Annotated in this window: 17 protein-coding genes; 4 read left to right on the top strand and 13 right to left on the bottom strand. The window is 71.4% G+C overall.

Going from position 1 to position 19830, the window contains the following annotated elements:
* Positions 1-192: 192 nt before the first annotated feature.
* The 7 genes from fahA to EDD30_RS34765 form a co-directional block, all read right to left on the bottom strand.
* Positions 193-1422: a fumarylacetoacetase gene (gene fahA, locus EDD30_RS34795; RefSeq protein ID WP_244945508.1), complete on the bottom strand. Its 1230-nt coding sequence runs from the start codon at positions 1420-1422 to the stop codon at positions 193-195.
* Complete coding sequence (locus tag EDD30_RS39585) at positions 1419-2267, bottom strand: hypothetical protein (protein WP_071804730.1); 849 nt, start codon at positions 2265-2267, stop codon at positions 1419-1421. The genes fahA and EDD30_RS39585 overlap by 4 nt, the downstream gene beginning before the upstream one ends.
* Positions 2264-3469: a homogentisate 1,2-dioxygenase gene (locus EDD30_RS34785; protein ID WP_071804731.1), complete on the bottom strand. Its 1206-nt coding sequence runs from the start codon at positions 3467-3469 to the stop codon at positions 2264-2266. The genes EDD30_RS39585 and EDD30_RS34785 overlap by 4 nt, the downstream gene beginning before the upstream one ends.
* Positions 3470-3538: 69 nt before the next feature.
* The gene (gene hppD, locus EDD30_RS34780; protein ID WP_071804732.1) at positions 3539-4744 is read right to left on the bottom strand and encodes a 4-hydroxyphenylpyruvate dioxygenase; all 1206 of its coding nucleotides are present in this window, start codon (positions 4742-4744) and stop codon (positions 3539-3541) included.
* 150 nt (positions 4745-4894) lie between these two features.
* Positions 4895-5044, bottom strand: a complete 150-nt coding sequence (locus EDD30_RS39580; RefSeq protein ID WP_170047224.1) for a hypothetical protein — start codon at positions 5042-5044, stop codon at positions 4895-4897.
* Positions 5045-5414: 370 nt separating this feature from the next.
* A complete protein-coding gene (locus EDD30_RS34770) occupies positions 5415-5786 on the bottom strand; it encodes a PadR family transcriptional regulator (RefSeq protein ID WP_244945507.1) in 372 nt (123 codons plus the stop codon).
* 133 nt (positions 5787-5919) lie between these two features.
* Entirely contained in the window at positions 5920-6108 is a 189-nt protein-coding gene (locus EDD30_RS34765) for a hypothetical protein (protein ID WP_071804734.1), read from the bottom strand.
* A 488-nt stretch (positions 6109-6596) separates the two neighbouring features.
* On the opposite strand from EDD30_RS34765, the gene EDD30_RS34755 reads away from it, so the two are divergent.
* A complete protein-coding gene (locus EDD30_RS34755) occupies positions 6597-6809 on the top strand; it encodes a hypothetical protein (RefSeq protein ID WP_071804736.1) in 213 nt (70 codons plus the stop codon).
* A gap of 19 nt (positions 6810-6828) precedes the next feature.
* Here the strand turns inward: EDD30_RS34755 and EDD30_RS34750 are convergent, their stop codons facing one another.
* The 4 genes from EDD30_RS34750 to EDD30_RS34735 form a co-directional block, all read right to left on the bottom strand.
* Entirely contained in the window at positions 6829-8751 is a 1923-nt protein-coding gene (locus EDD30_RS34750; RefSeq protein WP_071804737.1) for an ABC transporter ATP-binding protein, read from the bottom strand.
* A gap of 85 nt (positions 8752-8836) precedes the next feature.
* Positions 8837-10072 carry an ATP-grasp domain-containing protein gene (locus tag EDD30_RS34745; protein ID WP_071804738.1) on the bottom strand — a complete coding sequence of 412 codons (1236 nt, stop codon included), beginning with the start codon at positions 10070-10072 and terminating at the stop codon, positions 8837-8839.
* 14 nt (positions 10073-10086) lie between these two features.
* Positions 10087-11364: an MFS transporter gene (locus tag EDD30_RS34740; protein WP_071804739.1), complete on the bottom strand. Its 1278-nt coding sequence runs from the start codon at positions 11362-11364 to the stop codon at positions 10087-10089.
* A 14-nt stretch (positions 11365-11378) separates the two neighbouring features.
* Positions 11379-13376 (bottom strand): PEP/pyruvate-binding domain-containing protein, encoded by a 1998-nt coding sequence (locus EDD30_RS34735; RefSeq protein WP_211277743.1) that lies wholly within the window; start codon positions 13374-13376, stop codon positions 11379-11381.
* Positions 13377-13846: 470 nt separating this feature from the next.
* Here EDD30_RS34735 and EDD30_RS34730 point away from each other — a divergent pair, with 470 nt between their 5' ends.
* From EDD30_RS34730 to EDD30_RS34720, 3 genes are all read left to right on the top strand, one after another.
* On the top strand, positions 13847-14554 hold the full coding sequence (locus EDD30_RS34730) for a 2-phosphosulfolactate phosphatase (RefSeq protein ID WP_071804740.1): 708 nt from the start codon (positions 13847-13849) through the stop codon (positions 14552-14554).
* A 70-nt stretch (positions 14555-14624) separates the two neighbouring features.
* Positions 14625-15209, top strand: a complete 585-nt coding sequence (locus EDD30_RS34725) for a hypothetical protein (protein ID WP_143162633.1) — start codon at positions 14625-14627, stop codon at positions 15207-15209.
* Between the two features lie 576 nt (positions 15210-15785).
* Positions 15786-17474 (top strand): CAP domain-containing protein, encoded by a 1689-nt coding sequence (locus EDD30_RS34720; protein ID WP_143162634.1) that lies wholly within the window; start codon positions 15786-15788, stop codon positions 17472-17474.
* Positions 17475-17578: 104 nt separating this feature from the next.
* Here EDD30_RS34720 and EDD30_RS34715 read toward each other — a convergent pair whose 3' ends face one another.
* Together EDD30_RS34715 and EDD30_RS34710 are read right to left on the bottom strand one after the other, a co-directional pair.
* Positions 17579-18655, bottom strand: a complete 1077-nt coding sequence (locus EDD30_RS34715) for a M15 family metallopeptidase (RefSeq protein ID WP_084556286.1) — start codon at positions 18653-18655, stop codon at positions 17579-17581.
* A gap of 227 nt (positions 18656-18882) precedes the next feature.
* Positions 18883-19701 (bottom strand): alpha/beta hydrolase, encoded by an 819-nt coding sequence (locus EDD30_RS34710; protein WP_084556557.1) that lies wholly within the window; start codon positions 19699-19701, stop codon positions 18883-18885.
* Positions 19702-19830 lie beyond the last annotated feature (129 nt).

The raw sequence follows: 19830 nt of genomic DNA, 5'->3' as shown, positions 1-19830 counted from the left end.
GGTGGGCGCCGAAGCGTCGTCCACACTGGTATCACCTCCGCTTCGGCGGTGAGCCCGTCACACCACTGACCCCGCGTCTGGTCATCCGCTGGCAGGCTTCACCGAGGCCGAATGCCCCGAACGTGACCTGCATCGCGTCACCCGGCACTTCCCGCCATGGCACCGGGAGAACGTCGACTACGAGCGCGGCGGCTATCCCGAGGGGAGGATGCGGCCGCGGACCTCGCCGAGGCCGATGACCGTGCCGCCGGGGCCGGGGGCCGTCGCGGTGATGACGACCTCGTCGCCGTCGGAGAGGAAGGTGCGGGTCGTCCCGTCCGGCAGCGAGAGCGGCTCCGCCCCGCCCCAGGACAGCTCGATGAGCGAGCCCCGTTGGTCGGCACGCTCGCCGCTGATCGTGCCGGAGGCGTAGAGGTCGCCGGTACGCAGCGATGCGCCGTTGGCCGTCATGTGGGCCAGCATCTGCGCGCCGGTCCAGTACATCCCCTCGAACCTCGGGCGGGAGACGACGTGGCCGTTGAGCCGCACCTCGAGCCGTACATCCAACCCCCACGGCGGCGTGGCGGCGTCGTCGAGGTACGGCAGCAGCGGCACGGTCCGCTCCGGCGGCGCCACCCGGGCCGCGTCGAGCGCGGCCAGCGGCAGGATCCACGGCGAGACCGAGGTGGCGAAGGACTTGCCGAGGAACGGACCCAGCGGCACGTACTCCCAGGCCTGGATGTCGCGGGCGGACCAGTCGTTGACCAGGCAGACCCCGAAGACGTGCTCGTCGAAATCGGTCAGGCCGACAGACCGGCCGAGTGGGGAACCGGTACCCACGACGAAGCCCAGCTCGGCCTCGATGTCGAGGCGCTGCGACGGGCCGAAGGTGATCTCACCGTCGGCGCCGCGGCGCTGGCCGCGCGGGCGGACGATGCCGGTGCCCGAGGAGACGACGGTGCCGGCCCGCCCGTGGTAGCCGATCGGCAGGTGCTTCCAGTTCGGCGTCAGCGGATCCTGACCGGGTCGGAACATCCGCCCGAGGTTGGTCGCATGCTGCTCGGAGGCGTAGAAGTCGACGTAGTCGGCGACCGTGAACGGAAGCTGCATGACCGCGTCCCGCGCCGGCACCAGGTGCGCACCGACCTGGTCGCGATGGGTGTCGTCGGTGAGCCAGGCGGTCACCGAGGAACGGACCTGCGACCACACCCGCGGCCCGGCAGCCAGGAGCGCGTCCAGCGACGGCCCGGCGACGGCGGGGGCCAGCGACGGGGCCAGCAGCTCCGCGACGGCCGCCAGGTCCAGGATCATCTCGCCGATCGCGACCCCCAGCCGGGCGCCCGGGTGGGCGGCCGTGCTGAACACCCCGTAGGGCAGGGCGGCGATGCCGAACGGGTGGTCCGCCGGGATGTCGAGCCAGGTGGCGGGAATGGCGGTGGTCAACGCATGTCCTCCGGGAGAAGTCCGTGGTGCCGCAGGCCGTCGATGGGTTCGCTGACGCTGCACGTGCCGAAGCTGATGAAGTGCCGGCGGATCGGGCCCGCCGCGGAGTCGTCGATCGCGGCGACCGCGGCCGCCACCCGTGCGCCGTCCTGGTCGGCCAGGGCCTCGGCGACGGCGTCCGCGCCGGAGCCCTCCACCGCGCGGGCCGTCGCCAGGATCACGTTCAGGAACCCGTGGTGCTCGAAGCCGGTGACGGGATCCCGGTGACGGACCGGGTCGTGCAGCCCCGCGGTGAGCTTGAAGGCGGCGCCGCTCCGCACGGCCGCCAGCAGGGCCCCCGCCAGCTCGCGCTCGCCGGGGTACGCCGCCGCGACGACGCCGCCGGTGCGGATCTTGAGGCGCAGGCCGGCGCCGACGAGGGTGCCGATGTGCGGCGCGGTGACGTCAGCGAGGGGCAGCTCGACGTAGACGGAGACCCCCGGCGGCACGTGCCGGTGGAGCGTGGCGACCAGCCCGGGCAACGTCTCGGCCGACCCCGCCACTTCCAGCGCCACCAGACGCACGGCGGGCTCGGCGCCCACCTCCGCGACCGCGGCGGCGACCTGCTCGGCACCGCCCGGCAGGGTGAGGGACAACGGCAGCGGCGGTGCACCGCTCAGCACCGCCGTCAGCTCTCCCCACCGGGGCAGGGAGCAGATGAACGGGCCGAGCAGTGGTGCTTGCGGCGACTGCCAGCGGCCGACATGCGCCCGTACGGCGTCGGCCATCGGCGCGTCGCCGGGCGGGAAGATGGCCGCGTCGTCCAGCAGGCCGTGGAAGAGCCGGCCCGGCGTGGTCGTGGTCACGAAGCCGGGCCTCGTCCCGCCCAGGTCCAGGCGTACTTTCCGTCGTCGCTGGCCCGTCCGCCCTCGCCGAGGCCGAGCGGCCGGAAGGTGTCGACCATGACCGCGAGCTCGTCGAAGCGCTCCGCGCCGAGGCTGCCCTCGATGGCGCTCGGCTGCGGGCCGTGGGAGTGACCGCCGGGGTGCAGCGAGATGGAGCCGACGTTGATGCCGGAACCCTTGCGGGCCTCGTAGTCGCCGCCCACGTAGAACATGACCTCGTCACTGTCCACGTTCGAGTGGTAGTACGGCACCGGCACGGCCAGCGGGTGATAGTCGACCTTGCGCGGGACGAAGTTGCAGATGACGAAGTTGTGCCCCTCGAAGACCTGGTGCACCGGCGGCGGCTGGTGGACCCGCCCGGTGATCGGCTCGAAGTCGGCGATGTTGAACGCGTACGGGTACAGGCAGCCGTCCCAGCCCACCACGTCGAAGGGGTGGTGGGGCGCCACGTGCACGGTCCCGGCGAGCCCGGCGGGGCCGTCGCCGCGATGCTTGATGTAGATCTCGACGTCCTGCTCGTCCACCACCCGGGGGGCGCCGGGCATCCGCAGGTCGCGTTCGCAGTACGGCGAGTGCTCCAGGAACTGCCCGTAGCGCGACAGATACCGCTTGGGCGGGCCGATGTGGCTGTTCGCCTCGATGACGTACAGGCGCAGCGGCTCGTTGCCCGCCGGCACCCAGCGGTGGGTGGTCGCCCGCGGGAGGATCACGTAGTCGCCGGACCCGACGTCCAGGTCACCGAAGATCGTCTCCACGGTGCCGGCGCCTGCCTCGACGTAGACACACTCGTCGCCGGTGGCGTTGCGGTACAGCGGCGACGCCTCGCCGGCCACGACGTAGGCGATCCGGACGTCGGCGTTGCCGAGGACGAGCCGGCGGTCGCGCACCGCGTCGCGGGACTTCCACTCCTGCTCGCCGAAGAGCCCGTGCAGCTTCAGGTGCCGCGGCAGCAACGGCTGGTTCGGCACGGTCGCCTGGTCGGGAAGATCCCAGGCGCGCGCGTCGACGATCGCCGACGGAACGTGCCGGTGGTAGAGCAGCGACGAGTCCGAGGAGAAGCCCTCCTCGCCCATCAGCTCCTCGTAGTAGAGGGCGCCGTGGGGATCACGGTGCTGCGTATGCCGTTTGGCCGGAATGCTGCCGGCCCGCTGGTAGTGCGCCATGGCCTGACTCCGTTCGCCCGATCCGGAGATAGTCGAGTGCCGGGGCGGCCGAGGCCGCCCCGGCGCCGATCAGAAGTTACCGCGCCGCTCCTGCTCGCGCTCGATCGCCTCGAAGAGCGCCTTGAAGTTGCCCTTGCCGAAGCCGAGCGAGCCGTGCCGCTCGATCAGCTCGAAGAACACCGTCGGGCGGTCGCCGATCGGCTTGGTGAAGATCTGCAGCAGGTAGCCGTCCTCGTCGCGGTCGACCAGGATGCCGCGCTTCTGCAGCTCCTCGATCGGCACCCGGACCTCGCCGATGCGCGCCCGCAGCTCCGGGTCCTCGTAGTACGAGTCCGGCGTGTTGAGGAACTCGACGCCCTCGGCCCGCAGCACGTCCACGCTGCGCAGGATGTCGTTGGTGGCCAGCGCAAGATGCTGGGCGCCCGGCCCGCCGTAGAACTCCAGGTACTCGTCGATCTGCGACTTCTTCTTGCCGATGGCGGGCTCGTTCAGCGGGAACTTCACCCGGTGGTTGCCGGAGGCGACCACCTTGGACATCAGCGCGGAGTAGTCGGTGGCGATGTCGTCGCCGACGAACTCGGCCATGTTGGTGAAGCCCATGACCCGGTTGTAGAACTCGACCCACTCGTCCATGGCGCCCAGCTCGACGTTGCCGACGACGTGGTCGAGGGCCTGGAAGATCCGCTTCGGGGCGCCCTCCCGCTTCTGGAACGACGAGGTGCGGGCGACATAGCCCGGCAGGTAGGGGCCGGAGTAGTTCGCGCGGTTGACCAGGGTGTGCCGGGTGTCGCCGTACGCGGCGATCGCGGCCATCCGGACGGTGCCGTGCTCGTCGGAGACGTCGTGCGGCTCCTCGAGGATCGTGGCGCCCTGGGCCCGGGCGTGCGCGACGCACCGGTCGACGTCGGGCACCTCGAGGGCGATGTCGGTGATGCCGTCGCCGTGCCGGGCGTGGTGGGCGATGATCGGGCTGTCCGGCTGCACGCCGCCCTGGATCACGAACCGGACCGCGCCGCTCTTGAGCACGAACGACATGTGGTCCCGGTTGCCGGTCTCGGGACCGGAGTACGCCACCAGCTCCATGCCGAACGCCGACTGGAAGAAGTGCGCGGTCTGCGTGGCGTTGCCGACCGCCCACACGACCGCGTCCCAGCCCGTGACGGGGAACGGATCGCCGGCGGAGTCGTACTCGACAAGCCCGACGAGCTGCTTGAGGGTGTCGAGGTCGAGCTCCGCGAGCCGCTCCTCGTTGGTGAGCGTGTCGTGCACGGACATGGCGCTGATCTCCTTGAGCTGAGGTCGGCTGACAGCCACCAGCTTGGTGAAAGCGCCCGGGCTGCACAACACGCACAGTTTGCGGCGAGCAGATTGTTCAGACTGGCCGATCTGCCCGGCTCGACGCTGAACAATCTGCTCACCATCGTCTCACTCCCCCGGCGTTCCCGACCGGCGTTCCCGCAGGTACCGCCCGATCAGGCGGGCCACAGTCCAGGCGAAGAGCACGGTCAGCGGGGCGGCCACCCCGAAGGCGGCCCACTCGTGCCCGTCCGAGCGCCACCCGAGAAACGCATCCACGCCGAAGGCGATGCCGATCGCCGGAACGAGCAACTCGGCGGGCCCGGAGCGCCACCACGGCTCACGCCGTCGCGGCTCGTGCTCGGCCAGCCGCCGGGCATAGTCGTCGACCGCACCGAACTCCTGCTCCGGATCGGCCGCCGAGGCAACCAGGTGCGCCCGCGCCTCCCGGACGAGATCGGCGGCGCCTGCTCGGCCGCGGCCACGGCGGCGAAGTCCTCCGGCTCACCGAACGCCTCGGCAGGGCTCTCCCCCGAGTACGCACAGTGCGCCCTCACGTCGGCGATGATCGGGCTCGCCAGATGGTGTCCGACGCCCTGGTCCCCGAGTGCGACCCGGGCACGCAGCTCCCACTGCTCGAACGGCTCTGTCATGGCTGTACCTCCCCGAATCGGGCGTCCGGTGCGTGGACCACATCGAGAAGGCGCGCGAAGGCCGTGGCGAACTCCTGCCACCGGGCGCGTTCGGCGAGCAGCCGGTCGCGCCCGTCCGCCGTGATGGCGTAGACCTTGCGGCCCGGCCCGCCGTCGCCGGGCTGCCAGGTGGCGCGCACGGCCCCGGAGGCCTCGAGCTTGCCGAGCACCGGGTAGAGCGCACCGCCGCGCACCGTGCCCAGCCCCTGCTCCGCCAGGCGATGTGCCAGCGCGTAACCGTGCCGGTCCTCCTCGGCGAGCACCGCGAGCACTGCCAGCTCCAGGGCGCCGCGCAACCATCCGCTCATCGGATCCGCCTGAGCCGCCACCGCACTCTCCTCGATTCGAACTAGTCTCGTTTCAGACTAGCTGGAGCGCGCAAGCCCCGGATCGAGGAGATTCCAGAAACGGCCGAGTCGCCCGAGTCTCGGTGACCCGGGCGACCCGCCGTACTCATCGACCTCAGGAGTGGTCGTCGGCCGTCTTGCCGTCCGGTCCGTACGGCGACGCCTGCCCGGCGGGCGTCGCCCGATTCCCGGTCTTGTCATGGCCGCCGTGCGGCCCGGCGACCGGATGGGCATCCTCGGTGCGCTGCTTGGTGGTCGGCGACTCACCGCTGCGCCTGAGCTCCGGCTGCTGAACATTGGTCATCACGATCCCCCTTCTTCTCGACCGGCGGATACCCCGGCTCGCGCCGGATATGCCCCTATTGGGGGCGTAACCGCGCGCGGAAAGGGAAGGCGAGGCGTCATGGCGAAAGTACGGACCGCGGCCGTGGCGGCATCGGACGAGCACATCGGCGGCGATGGCATCCGCCGGCCGGGCGGCGAGGTGCATGCGTGGACGGCCGGCACCAATCAGACGCTGTGCGGGCTGGCACTGAGCCGCTCGAGGCTTCGACGGTTCCCGCACGTGCCATTCGACTTCCGGGCGACAGACGTGATCACGGCCGAGGACCAGGTGCGTCACATCTGTCCCCGATGCGTCGCGGCGACCACGCGACGCGGGGAACGCTCATGGACACGCACGGCGCCCCGGCCGTGACCACCTGACCCGCCTCCGCCGGCCCGGGTGATTCCTTCGGCGCCGACCGGGTATCCGGCACGGACGAGCCGAACCGACGGTGAGGGGACTCCACCATGACCACCCACGACCGGGCAGACAACGACACGGCCGATGCCGGGAACGATGCCGGAAGCAGCACCGACCAGCACGTGACGGGATATCCGGAGACCGGCACCCCGATCACCGACCAGGCGCCGGCCGCGACCACGCCGTCGCACGGCAGCAGCAACGCCGGCATCAACGACACCGGCGCCAACCGTGCCGGCGGGGACGGCGCGGAGGGCTGAAACCTGCTCACGGCCGCTTCTAGGCGGCCGGTCCGCTCCGGTAACCCTTGGACTGCAGGGTGAACAGCTCGGCATAGCGGCCGTTCGCCCTCATCAACTCGTCGTGGCTGCCGGCTTCGGTCAGCGCGCCGTCGTGCATGACGAGGATCCGGTCGGCGTGGGTGACGTTGGCGAGCCGGTGGGTGATGAGGATGGTGGTCCGGGTGCCCTGCCGGGTGCGGATGGCCTGGAAGAGCTGGTCCTCGGCGCGGGGATCGAGCGCCGAGGACGGCTCGTCCATGATCAACAGGTCGCCGTCGCGCAGGAAACCCCGGGCGGCGGTGACCCGTTGCCACTGCCCGCCCGACAGATCCTGACCGTCTTTGAACGTACGGTCGAGAAGGGTGTCGTAGCCGTGCGGCAGGTCCAGAATCATCTCGTGCGCGGCGGCGAGCGCCGCGGCGCGCTCGATGCGGCCGCGGTCGGCGGGCGCGGCGAGGTCGCCCATGGCGATGTTCGTGGCCGCGCTGAAGGGCCACTTGTGGTGCTCCTGAAGAACCACACCGATCCGGGCGCGCAACGCGTCGGTATCCCACTCCCGCAGCGCGCGGCCGTTCCAGGCGACGACACCGCTGGTCGGCTCCCGCAGGCCGGCGATCATCGCGGCGAGACTGGACTTGCCGGACCCGTTCTCGCCGACGAGCGCGATCGTCTCCCCGGCCCGGATGGTGATCGTGAGATCGTCGACGGCCGGTTGATCACGGTCGGGATAGGTCAGGCTCACCCCGCGTACGGAGATCTCCCGCAGTTCCTCCGGTGTGGACGCTGCGCCGGCCCGGCCCGGCAGATAGGTGACGGCGCGCTCCAGAAAGCCCACGTACTCGTTGAAGAACTGACCGTCGGCGAACACCCGGTCGATCTGGAACGTCGTCTGCGTCAACGCGCGCTGGGCCGCCTGCACGGCGACCACGCAGGTCGCGGCGGCCGCCAGCGGGATCTGGCCGTCGACCAGCAGCACGCCCAGCAGGGTGTAGACGCCGCCGAGAGCCAGTCCGCCGGTGGCCGAGCCGAGCGCGGTGGTCGTGGTGACCCGGCGGGCCAGCGCGAGGTCGACCGCGGTCTGCGCGCCCATCACCCGGTCGTGCTGCTGGAGAAGAAAGTGGCGAAGCCCGTACGAGCGCAGCTCCGGCGCGGACACCCGCTCCGCCATGAGCTGCTGCAACACCCACATCCGGCGCCGCCGGGTGGATCCGGACAGGTAGCTCTTGAACCGCTCGTGCCCGGCACGCAATGCCGCGTACGCGGTCGGGACAGTGGCCACCAGCAGAGCGAGCAGCAACAGCGGATGGATCACCATGACGGCGACGGTGACCGCGAGCAGACTGACCACGCCCGCGAACAGGTTCATCGTGTCCTCGACCAGCTCGATCGCCGCCTCGGAGCCGCGCGTGGCCCGTTCCATCCCCTCGGAGAAGGCATCGTCGTCGAACGCCTCCAGGCGTACGGCCGTGGTGTGCTCGAACAGCCGCCGCTCGACCTCCTGATTGACCCGCGGAGTGAGGCCGTTGAGCGCATACCCGGTGGCGATGCCCATCGCGCCACGGATCGCGGTCGCCGCGCCCAGCAGCAGCAACGCCGGCAGGGCGGCGCGTACCCGATCCGGGGTCGGGCCGCCGGCGAACAACTCCACCAGGACGCGCTGGGTCGCGAGCAGGCCGAAGGTGGCCATCACCCCGGCGGCGACGGTCACGGCGGCGACGGTCGCGGTCCGGATCCGGTCGGTGCGCCAGGCGATCGCGATTGCCTTGACGATCAGGCCGGGCAGCTCGGCGAACACGCCGAGGATGCCGGCCTCGGCGCGGGCCCGGACGCCGGTCTCCCACCAGATCGGCCGCAACTCGGGAAGCACGAAGTCATCCGGAACGTCGGCGTTCTCCGGGGCGCGGTCCCTGGAGGTGCTCACCCGATCCCTCCTTCAGCACAGCGGTGGGCGTCAATGTGAGGCTAGTGGCGCGTCCGTGCTGCGTCGGGTGTCGCGTTTCAGACCATCAGGGCGAGGTCAGCTCGATGCGGACGTCGCGGGCGGCGGCGAGCGCCGCGTTGTACGCCAGACTCGCGCTGCCCGCCCGGGTGCGGATCTGGCAGACCGCGCCCCGGTAGTCCCGCGGCGGGTACACCTCGTCGCCGGGTACGGCCGTCCACACCACGTCGCTGACGAAGGGGCCGCGGGCCGCTGCCTCCCGGTCGGGCAGCGCCGCCACGACGCCCGGTTCGGCCGGGTAGACCGTGGCGGTGCTGGCGTACCGGCCGTTGTGCGCCACGTCGGGCAGCCGTTCGCCGAGCGCACTGCGGCACAGCAGCTCCCAGCACGACACGGTGAGGCAGTCGTTCATCATCAGGGCCAGCAAGCCTCCGCCCAGGCGGGGGTTGACCTCGACCAGCACCGGTCCATCGGCGGTGAGCACGAACTCGGAGTGCAGGAAGCCGTGCGTGAGCCCGAAATGCTTGGCGCAGGCCTCGACCGCGCCGGCCATCTCGTCGGCGGCGGCGGCCGGCAGGGCCGCCGGGAAGGTGTACGACACCTCGCAGAAGTGCGGGCGCGGGCCGAGCTGCCGGTCGGTGATGCCCAGGGTCACGGCCCGGCCGTGGTCGATCACCGTCTCGATGCTGTACAGCGGCCCGGTGACGAACTGCTCGGCCATCAGGTCGCCGCCGAGGTAGCGCCGCCGGTCGGCCAGCGTCGCGTGATGCGCACGTACTTCCGCGGCGGTGCGGCACAGGAGGACGTCGAGGCTGCCGGAGCCCTTCACGTTCTTGAGCACGATCGGGCCGTCGACGGCGTCGTGCAGCGCGAGCGCGTCGCGCACGTCGTCCGCCGCGGACCAGCGCGGCGAGCGGATGTCGAGCGCCGCGTAGTGTTCCCGGGCGACGCGCTTGTCGCGCAGCGCGGCGATCGCGTGCACCGGGTGGAACGGGACGCCGAGCTGCTCGGCCAGCGCCGCCGCGTACGGGAGGTGGCGGTCGCCGATACAGACGACGCCGTGCCGCGTGCCGCTGGCGCGGACCCAGTCGGCCAGGCCGGCGTCCGGGGTCGCCGCATCGGTGTCGGCGCTGCGGAACACCCGGCCCCGCGCGCTGAGGACGGGCAGCAGGCCGCCGTTGGGCACCTGGGCGTACTGCTCGGGCGCGGCGCTGACCAGTCCGGCGTCCAGGCCGTGGTCGACGGCCCAGGCGAGGGCGGACAGGCCCGTGCCGGCGATGCCGGCCTCGACGAAGACGAGCATGGTGGACCTTCCTTCTAGGATGCGGTGCCGGCGGTGGCGCGCTGTCGCCGGGACACGAGCGCGGACAGAGGCGCGACGAGCAGGACGAGCAGGACCGCGGCGCCCGCCGACAGCAGCAGGAACGTCTGCAGACGCCCGGTCGCCAGGAAGCTGCCGAGCAGCAGCGCCACCACGGCGCAGACGGCACGGTCGATCAGGGACTCGATGGACAGCAGCGTGGCGCGGTAGCGGGAGTCGGTGATCGCCTCGTTGAGCAGCTTGCGCTGCACCGGGTAGACCAGGCCGGCCACCAGCGAGAAGGCGCACAGGCAGACCACGGTGAAGACGCCCGGCGCGGGCACCACCAGCGCGAGGCTCGCCGCCATGACGACCGTCAGGACCGATACGGCGGCCAGGTCACCGGTGAACCGGCGTACCCGATGGCTGACCGCCGCCCCGGCCACCTCGAAGACGGTCATGGCGGCGAGGACGGTGCCGTGCCAGACGACCGGCGTGTCCTTGACGGTCAGGATCGGCTGGAACAGGTTGACCTGCAGGATGCGCGACAGGGTGAAGACCGCGATGCCCTGCACCATGATCAGCATGAGCAGCGGGGACCGCCGCAGGAAGCGGGCCGCCCCGCCGATCGTCCGCCAGGTCGACGCGGGCTTCGCCGTTGCGTGCGGGTGCTCGGGATCCGCGCCGAGCAGCGCCGGCAGGCGCAACGCCAGGATCAGGGCGACGGCGGCGTTGAGGGCCGTCAGCCAGTAGACGCTGGCCGGCAGCCACGCCATCAGCGCGCCGGCCGCCGGCCAGCACACGATCTTGCCGACGAGACTGTACGCCCGCGCGTTGCCTTCGGCGCGCTGGTAGAACCAGGCCGCGTCGTGGCGCTGCAGGTACTCGTAGAGGTACGCGCTCGCGGCGCCCGACACCAGCGACCGGGCCAGCGCGATGAGCAGCCAGTGCACCAGGAAGCCGGCGTAGCCGGGCGCGGCCACGGGCACCAGGTTGGCCAGCAGCAGCACCCCAGCGCCGCCGATCATGCTGCGCCGCAGGCCCAGCCGGTCGGCGAGCAGCCCGGTGGGGATCTCGAACAGGCAGAACGCGACGTAGTAGATGCTCTGGATGCCGAAGATCTCCCGGTCGTCGAGGCCGACCACGCGTTGGTACGTGTAGAACACCGGCACCCACACCAGGAGGCCGAAGAAGAACTGGAAGCCGTAGTGGATCCAGACCACCCGGCGTACGGGCGCGGGTGCCCGGCGGGACGTGACCGCCGGGGGCGGGGTGACGGTGCTGGCGGCGGACATGGTGACTCCCGCGCTCAGGCCGAGTACGGACGCAACTGGACGATCGCGATGCGGTCGTCGTCGGCGACCCACTCGATGTCGACCGGCGCCGAGAACGTGTAGTCGGGCGAGAAGTGCGCCTGCAGCAGCCGTCCGGCCACCGCGAGCCGTTGCAGCCGCGCCCGGCCGGCCTCGGGCAGATCCCGCTCGGCGTCGCCCAGCGACACCGTGCGGCCGCCGCCCTCGACCGTGTTGAACAGGTACTGCATCGGCGCGTGCGAGCCGGCCACCACGTCGGTCACCGAGCGCGTGGACACGTTGAGGTAGACGTTGCGGAAGTCGGCGGGCGTCAGCGGGTTCGTCGTCACCATGACGCCGCCCATGGTCGAGGCGACCTCCTCCTGGATCACCACGCCCATGTACGAGTCGTCCAGCGAGATGCCGGCCTGTTGGCGCAGCCGTACGCTGCGCGGCGACAGCAGCGACGCCCACACCGTCTTGAGGCTGTCCATGACGTGGTCGGCGGTGGTGACGTGGTTGACCGACTCGTAGATGCCGGCGGCCGAGAAGCCGGCCAGGTCCTCGGCGTTCGACGAGCTGCGCACCACGAAGCTCGCCACGCCGCCCAGATGGGTTACCAGCGCGTCGTCCACGCGGGAGCGGATCGAGTCGGGGACCCGGGTCCGGCGGACCAGGCGCTGCAGCTCGAGGCAGAGCGACTCCACCTCGCGCGCGTCGAGCTCGAGCGCCATCTTCAGCTTGCCGATGGTCTGCTGGATCGCCGGCGACGACTCGAGGAACTCGCGCTGCAGGGAGAACGGCAGGGCGATGCCGCGCGGGACCCAGACCAACTCGCGCAGCAGCCGGTTCGCCGCCTGCGCCAGGCCCGCCGGCCCGGGCACGTCCAGGAGCTTCTGCAGGTAGCCGAGCAGGTCTCTGCGCGGCGGCCGCGGCGTGCGGTAGAAGCCGAGCAGGCGCTCGGAACCGTGGGAGAGCACGTGGTGCAGCTCGCCGAGGTTGGCCGCCTTGGTGCCGTACCGGTAGCGGTCGCCGGCCCGGATCTCGTCGAGGCCGGCGATCGGGCTCAGGTGGACCTCGGGCTCCTCGACGGTGACCTGCTGCGCCACCCAGGCCGGACGCCGGTCGAGGTCGTCCGGCCGCTCTATCGGCGTCAGCGCGATGGCGTCGGCGCTCGCGACGACCTCGTAGCGCACCCACGTGCCGTCGAGCCCTGCGGAGTCGATGCGGCCGAAGGCGTCGAGCTGGATCGCGTTGGGGATCGCCCATCCGGCGGCCAGCACGTTGGTGTGTGACAGCGGCGTCGTGTGCTGCGCGTTGATGATGCCGGCCAGGCGCGGGATGTCGTCGGGGACGCGGTCCATCGCGATGATGTCGTACCACTGCAGCGGCGGGTCGGCCCGTCGGTACGCGTCCTCGTCGCGGAAGGCCCGCAGCCGGCCCTGCGCGACGCCGGGCTGTAGCGCCACGAACGGCGCCGCGGAGAAGATCTCGTGCGCCGAGATGCGCGGCATCTCGGTGGCCGGAACGTCGCTGAGCTGCAGCTCCTGTCGGTGGGTCGCGGGCTTGAACAGCAGCGGCAGACCGGGGTCGATGCGGTCGGCCACGAACGCGTAGAAGTACCGCAGCATCTCGGTGGACATCGTGTCGACCTCGACGGTCTCCAGGCAGAGGAACCGCCGGGTGCCGGTGTCGTCCTCCCGCGCGTGCATCGACAGCAGGCCCAGATAGAGCCGCCGATCCGGGTCGGCGTAGAAGGCGTGGTTGTACTGGTCGACGTTCGCCTCGAGCTCCTCGCGCGGGATGTGCAGGATGTGCTCGGCGATGTAGTAGGCGTGGAACGCGTACCGGTTGTTGTCGATGAAATGGATGACTCCCGCCGGGCGGTCGACCACGACCTTGACGAACCGGTGTCCCGACAGCGTCCCGGCGAGCTGCTCGAACGCCTCGACGGTCAGCCGCTCTCCGACGAGCGCGGGCGGTGCCTGGTAGTCCTGGGAGGTCAGAGTGTCCACTGTCATCATTCCTTCGCGCATCACTGAGCGTGCGGGCTCGCCGGCCGTAGCCGCACGGGAGTGGAACGGTTCACCGACGCCCATCGGGCGGGCGATGACGCGGGGTGCCTACGGGCACGCCTCGCGATGAGGGCGGATGCGGCGGTGCGGCATCCGCGGACGCGTCACATGCCGCGTGAGGACACGGGCGCGGCTCCGGGGCGCGGCGCGCGGGCGCAGCGGTGGACAGTCGGACGTCCGAGAGTCGGCAGATCGACAGCGGTCACGGCAGTGACCGCTGTGGGCCCGGACAGTGCGATGCGCTTGGTGAAGTGCAACGTCTCTCCTTGAAGCGATGACGGCGGACAGGTCATGTCGCCGATGCGATGACTCTAGAGATCGACATAGTCGCTCTCCGCAAGCTCCCCCCGGACGATCGACGTATCTATCTTTGTTAAGGGTCACCGGCGCGACGGCGCTACGCTGCGCGAATGGTCAGAGACGCCCGGTTCACCGGAATCCCTACCCTCGGCGCCGACCCGGAAACCGTGGTCGTCATCGACGTCATGCGCGCCTTCACGGTGGCGGCGTGGGCCTTCGCCGGGGGAGCCGAGCGCATCCTGCTGGCCTCCGGCGTCGAACACGCCCTGGCCCTCAAGGCGGCCCACCCCACGGCGGTCACGTGCAAGGACGGTCCGCCCGCGGCGGGCTTCGACACGGTGAACTCCCCCGCCCTGGTGTCCAAGCTGGACCTGAGGGGTCGCACGCTGGTGCAGACGACCACCTCGGGCACGCGCGGCGCGCTCGCCGCCCGGCACGCCCGCCGGGTCCTGTGCGCCGGCTTCGCGGTCGCGGCCGCCACGGCCTGTACGCTGCGAGCCGACGGATCGGCGAGCGTGACGTACCTCATCACCGGCGACGACGGCACGGCCGAGGAGGACCGCGCCTGCGCCGAATACATCGCCGCGCTGCTCGAGAATCCGCAGACATCCGCGGGCCCCTTCCTGCAGCGCGCGAGGACGTCGGCCGCGGCGGACACCCTGACCGCGGGCGTACGGCGGGGCTACCGCGGCATCCACCCCGACGACGTGGCACTGTGTCTGCAGGCCGACCGGTTCGCCTTCGCCATGGAGGTCGACTACCGGGACGGTACGGCGGTTCTCCGGCCCGTCGTACCACGGCTCACGCACCCCGAATGATCTTCGTACCGGATATTTACGTTCTTCCCCTTGACTATGCGACGCCGCACGAGTGGAGGGCTGGAACATCGTGGGTCACCGAGATTGGGCGCTCGTCAATCTGAAGCGGGACACGGGGCCGCGCCCGGACGAGCCGGTCGCCGCGCCGCGATCGGTTCCCCTGTTCCTGCTGGCCCTCATGCTCGTCGAGTTCAGCGTGCTCGCCGCGTTCGACCTGTTCTACCGGTCCGACACCACCCGGCCGGCGGGCCAGGTCCTCGGATACGTCCTCATGTTCTTCGGCCCGACGGCGGCGTTCGCCGTCGTCGCCCAGGCGATGGAGACCCGCCGCGGGCGCTTCGGCATCGGCACGGTCCTCACTGTCCTCGGCGCCGTGGTGTCCCTGCCGGCCGCGGCGCTGATCACGTACGCAAGCTCGGTGGACACCTGCGAGGTCCTGCCGCCCGACCTCGCCTGGTACCGCACGCCGGTACTGCTGACCTGCATCGGCCTGGCCCTCGGCCTCGCCGCCGGCCGTGCGACGGCGATGGCCGCTCGACGGGCCGGTCCGCTGCTCCGGGACGCCCTGAGTGTGGGCGCCACCGCGATCGTCGTCTTCGGCGTCCTCGCCCCACTCCTGGCGACCACGGCCACCTGCTCCGGAATGGGTTACTGACCCGATGATCGGCGACACGGGCCTGGGCGAGGCGGGACATACCGAGAATCAGGTAGTACGAAGGAACGGACCGCTCTCATGTGGAGCGCCATTCCTCGGTCGCACCCGCTGCCACCGAGGAGCACGCCTGCTTACAGTGATCTCCTTCAACACCATTCACCCTGGTCAGGGCGCAGGAGGACATCACATGTACCGCAGAATCATGCAGCGCACCCGCCAGCTCCTCAGGTGGTGACAGCATCCCTCGCCACCCTCGATCATGGATGGTGATGAGCGGTCGGCCCCGCACGATGACCGTGACGATGGGTCATCCGGAGATCGGCACCGCCCGGGCCGGCTCCCGCAGTGACGCACGTCTCTGCAAGGCACCCGTCCGCCGCGCTCGTGATCACGTCTTCTGAACGTTGCCTAAGCCGTTTCTTAGATCTTCCTGTGCCCGCATCCGGAGCCCGCCGGGCGACGTAAGAGTACCGGGGTCCGCGTCGGCGGGACATCCGGTGATCCATACCGGAGCGTCACGCACGGTGACGGCCCACCGGCATCCGTCGGTGGTGTGCGGGTGACGGAAGGGTGAAGATGCAGGCGAGGCGAATCGTCGCGACGGTGGCAATGGTGTCCGCGGCGGGGGTGGCGGTCGTGCTGACCGTCCCGGCTCTGGCGGGAACCGAGGCGCGGCCGCAACGGTCGTCCGGGGCCGCGCAGGCGCCGGGAGCGGGTACGGCGCCGGCCGACCCCGGCCCCGCGGACGCGTTGCTGGCCCCCATGGAGCGCGACCTCAAGCTGACGCGGGGCGACGCGGCGCAGCGGCTGGGGGCGGAGGCGGTCACGTCGGAGCTCGAGTCGCGGCTGCGGACGGTCACCGGCGGCGCGTTCGGCGGCGCGTGGATCAGTTCCTCGACCGGGCGGCTGACGGTCGCCGTCACCGACTCGGAGCTGGCCGACGACGTCCGTGCGACGGGGGCGGAACCGAAGCTGGTCGAGCAGAACCGCGGCGAGCTCGAGGCGGCGCAGAGCCGGTTGGACCGCCGCGCCGCCAAGGCCCCGGCGCAGGTGTCCGGCTGGTACGTCGACCCCAGCACCAACAGTGTCACGCTGCTGGCCCACGAAGGCGCGGAGCAGAAGGCCCGCACCTGGGCGCGCAAGGCCGGGCTCGGCGGCGACGCGGTGCGGGTGCAGACCGTCCCGGCCGACTTCACGGCCATGTTCGACCTCCGCGGCGGCGACGCCTTCGTCATCAACCGTTCCTCGCGCTGCTCGGTGGGCTTCCCGGTGACCACCGGTTTCGTCACCGCCGGACACTGTGGTGCGCGCGGCGCCACCACGGTCGCCTCCAACAACGCCCAGGGGACGTTCCGGGTGTCGAAGTTCGGCAACAGCGGCGGCAACGACTACGCCGTCGTCGACGTCAACCGCAACTGGACGCCGAAGCCGGTGGTGGCGACCACCGGCGGCGAGGTGCCGATCGCCGGGTCGAAGGAGGCTCCGGTGGGCGCGTCGGTGTGCCGTACCGGCTCGACCACCGGCACCCGATGCGGCGTCATCACCGCCCGCAACGCCAGCCTGACCGTCAGCGGACGCGCCGTCAAAGGCTTCGTGATCACCAGCGCCTGTGCCCAGCCGGGCGACTCGGGAGGCTCGCTGCTCGCCGGCAACCAGGCGCAGGGCGTACTCTCCGGCGGATCCGGCAACTGCTCCGGGGGCCGGGCGACGTCGGTCTACCAGCCGATCAACCCGGTCCTGCAGACCGAGGGACTGAAGCTGGTCACCACCGGCGGCGCCGTTCCGGCACCGAAGCCCACCCCGACCCAGGGCAGCACCTCTCCCAAGCCCTCCTCCAAGCCGACGGCCGGTGGTTCCGCCGTCCAGAAGGCCGAGGCGGAGGTTGTGCGCCTGGTCAACCAGGAGCGGGCCCGGGCCGGGTGCTCCCCGGTGACCGTCGACAGCCGGCTCGCCTCGGTGGCGCGGTCCCACTCGCAGGACATGGCGGCCAACCGGTTCTTCTCGCACACCAACCGGCAGGGCAAGAGCCCGTCGCAGCGGGTCACCGCGGCCGGCTACAAGTTCCGGCTGACCGGTGAGAACATCGCGTTCGGCCAGGCCACCCCGGCCGCGGTCATGCAGGCGTGGATGAAGAGCGCCGGCCACCGGGCCAACATCCTCAAGTGCGGTTACCGCAACATCGGAGTCGGGCTGGCCTTCCGCAACGACTCCGGGCGCCAGGTGCCGATGTGGACCCAGGAGTTCGGGGCCACCTTCGACCGCTGAACCGCGTGCCTGACCGAACCGCCCGCCCCGCTGTCAGGGACGGGCGGTTCGGCCGTTTCCCGGGCATGCTCGCCGGCCTTCCCGCCGCCTGAACGCCCGAGCGCTCATCCGCCGGTGATCGACCAGTGCCACGGCTCCGACGGCAGATTCACGAACCCGTACTTCTTGGCGTACATGGACATCCAGCGGAAGCCGGCGCTGTTCGCGGTGAGCGACTTCCCACCGGCGGTGACGTCGACGGCGAGGCCGAGCTCGTGCAGCGAGCGGCCGGGAATCGCCGTCGGCACCCGGCACGAGGAAGCCGGCGCGGTCCACACGTCGGGACAACCGTTGATCTTCCGCAGCTCGATCTGCCGCTTCTTGCTCCGGAACCCGCCGCCGGAGAGCACGACCCCGTCGGCCTTCGCGTCGGCGAGCATCCGCCGGAACGCGAACGAGACGCTCTTGTGCACGGTGACACCGTTCACGGAGGCGGTGTCGGCCATCGTGAACCCGGCCCGTACCTCGGTCACGACGTCACGGCTGAGCGCGGCGGCCTGCCCGGCGAACTCGGCGGACTTGTCGAGGCTGATCAGCTTCTGTTGGTTCTTGCGTACCGTCTCCGAGGTGGCCTGCCACGCGGCGGTCGCCCGGTCCAGGCCGGTGGTCGCGGACCGGGCGGTGGCCTGCGCCGTCCGCAGCGCCGCGGCGGCCTCGCCCGCCTGGCCCCGGCGGATGGCCGCCGACTTCGCCGTGGCGGTGACCCTGTTCTGCGCCGCGGTCACCGCGGCGCCGTTGCGCGGCCGCTGCTGCGACACCACGGTCAGCCTGTTCCTGGCGCTGGTCAGTGCCTCCCGCGCGAGCGCATACCGGGTACGGGCACCCGCGTCGGCGGAGATGGCCCCCGCCAGCGCGGTCTGGGCGGCGGCATGCGAGGTCCGGCGCTGGTTGACCAGTTCGCTCCGGGTCCTGAGCGTGGCCCGCTGACCGGCGAGGGTCTTGCGAAGCGCCACGTACTGCGGGCTCGGCGTCAGGCTGTGGTACATCAGCGACGCCCACCGCTGCGCGACCCGCGGCACGGCAGCGGACGCCGGGTCGGCGACGGCGGGAACCGCGGCGACCACCGCGACCACCGCCGTACTGAGAAATCGCCAGGTCCGAAAACGCCAGGTCCGCTGGCCGAGTTCCTGTCGTGTCGTCATCTGTAGCGTACGCTCCTCGGCCTGGGGTCGGGGCGGGACAGAAGGAAGACCACGGCAAGGCCCGAGGCATGGGCCTGGAAAGTGGTGTTCCCTCGAGTCTCACGACCGCCGGGTGCAGTCCCGGCCCGGAAATGGAGCGGAGAGGTTGCACGAACGGCGACCTCCGCCGAGAGCGGTGGCGGCCGGCCGGCTCGGTTCGCGAGCCGGCCGGCCCCTCGGGGCCCGCGTCAGCCGGCCTTGACGTCCTCCAGGAATCCCTCCGCGCCGAGCCAGGCCTCGCATGCCTCCGCCCAGCGGGCCGTGTGCGGGATGTGGTTGTCACCGTGCTCGCCGTAGGCGACGCCGTTCGCCAGGCCGAGCCCGTGCCGTCCGCGTGGATAGATGTGCAGCTCCACCGGAATGCCGGCGTCGAACAGTGCGGTCGCGTACGCGAGGGCGTTCGGGAACCCGGGCGGGTCCTCGGCGGTGGCCCACAGGAACGTCGCGCAGGTGTCGGCGTCGATGTTGCGCACCGGCGACAGTGCCCCGCGCAGGTCCATCCGACCGTCGAGGATCCACTCCACCGGCTCGTCCGGCAACAGGTACAGGTCCGCCGGCGCGTAGGCGAGGACGGCGAAGTCCGGCCGCGGCGGTGGCCCGGCGAGTTGTTCCGTCGGCAGGACCGTACCCGTCGCCAGCAGGCCGGCGAGGTGGCCGCCGGCGCTCGAGCCGATGACGCCGACGTGCGTGCCGACATCCAGCCCGTGCTCGCTCCGGCGGATCCATTCCAGGGCGGCACGGCAGGACTCGAGTGGTGCGGGGAAGCGGTGCTCGGTCATCAGCGGATACCGCAGGACGAACGCGTGCAACCCGATGCCGCTCAACCAGCGGGCGTAGCCCTCGCCCTCGTGCTCGCTGTGGAACCGGTACGCGCCGCCCGGCAGCACCAGCACCGCGGGCCGCGGGCCGCGGAAACGCTCGTGCGCGGGGTAGGCGGTGATGTCGAGTTCGCCGGAGGCGTGGTCGCGCCGGGCGTTGGGCGTTGCGGTGGTCGTGTCAGTGGTCATATGTCCCTCTCGTCGTCGGTGATGACGAAGGAGGCGACACCAGAACGCCGGAGATCGTCCGGGCCACGAGCCGGGGCAGCACGCACCCACCCGGCGCAGACTGCGGCGGCGGGACGAGAAGGAGAATCC

The sequence above is a fragment of the Couchioplanes caeruleus genome (assembly GCF_003751945.1).
Lineage (GTDB): Bacteria > Actinomycetota > Actinomycetes > Mycobacteriales > Micromonosporaceae > Actinoplanes > Actinoplanes caeruleus.
Note: the sequence above shows the minus strand (reverse complement) of the source record. Positions and strands in the feature narration are given on the sequence as shown.

What these genes read in the sequence shown, in the direction of transcription:
- EDD30_RS34785 (WP_071804731.1), bottom strand. Translation starts at nt 3,469, where the DNA reads ATGGCGCACTACCAGCGGGCCGGCAGCATTCCGGCCAAACGGCATACG.
- hppD (WP_071804732.1), bottom strand. Translation starts at nt 4,744, where the DNA reads ATGTCCGTGCACGACACGCTCACCAACGAGGAGCGGCTCGCGGAGCTC.
- EDD30_RS34765 (WP_071804734.1), bottom strand. Translation starts at nt 6,108, where the DNA reads ATGACCAATGTTCAGCAGCCGGAGCTCAGGCGCAGCGGTGAGTCGCCG.
- EDD30_RS34755 (WP_071804736.1), top strand. Translation starts at nt 6,597, where the DNA reads ATGACCACCCACGACCGGGCAGACAACGACACGGCCGATGCCGGGAAC.
- EDD30_RS34745 (WP_071804738.1), bottom strand. Translation starts at nt 10,072, where the DNA reads ATGCTCGTCTTCGTCGAGGCCGGCATCGCCGGCACGGGCCTGTCCGCC.
- EDD30_RS34740 (WP_071804739.1), bottom strand. Translation starts at nt 11,364, where the DNA reads ATGTCCGCCGCCAGCACCGTCACCCCGCCCCCGGCGGTCACGTCCCGC.
- EDD30_RS34730 (WP_071804740.1), top strand. Translation starts at nt 13,847, where the DNA reads ATGGTCAGAGACGCCCGGTTCACCGGAATCCCTACCCTCGGCGCCGAC.
- EDD30_RS34720 (WP_143162634.1), top strand. Translation starts at nt 15,786, where the DNA reads ATGCAGGCGAGGCGAATCGTCGCGACGGTGGCAATGGTGTCCGCGGCG.
- EDD30_RS34715 (WP_084556286.1), bottom strand. Translation starts at nt 18,655, where the DNA reads ATGACGACACGACAGGAACTCGGCCAGCGGACCTGGCGTTTTCGGACC.
- EDD30_RS34710 (WP_084556557.1), bottom strand. Translation starts at nt 19,701, where the DNA reads ATGACCACTGACACGACCACCGCAACGCCCAACGCCCGGCGCGACCAC.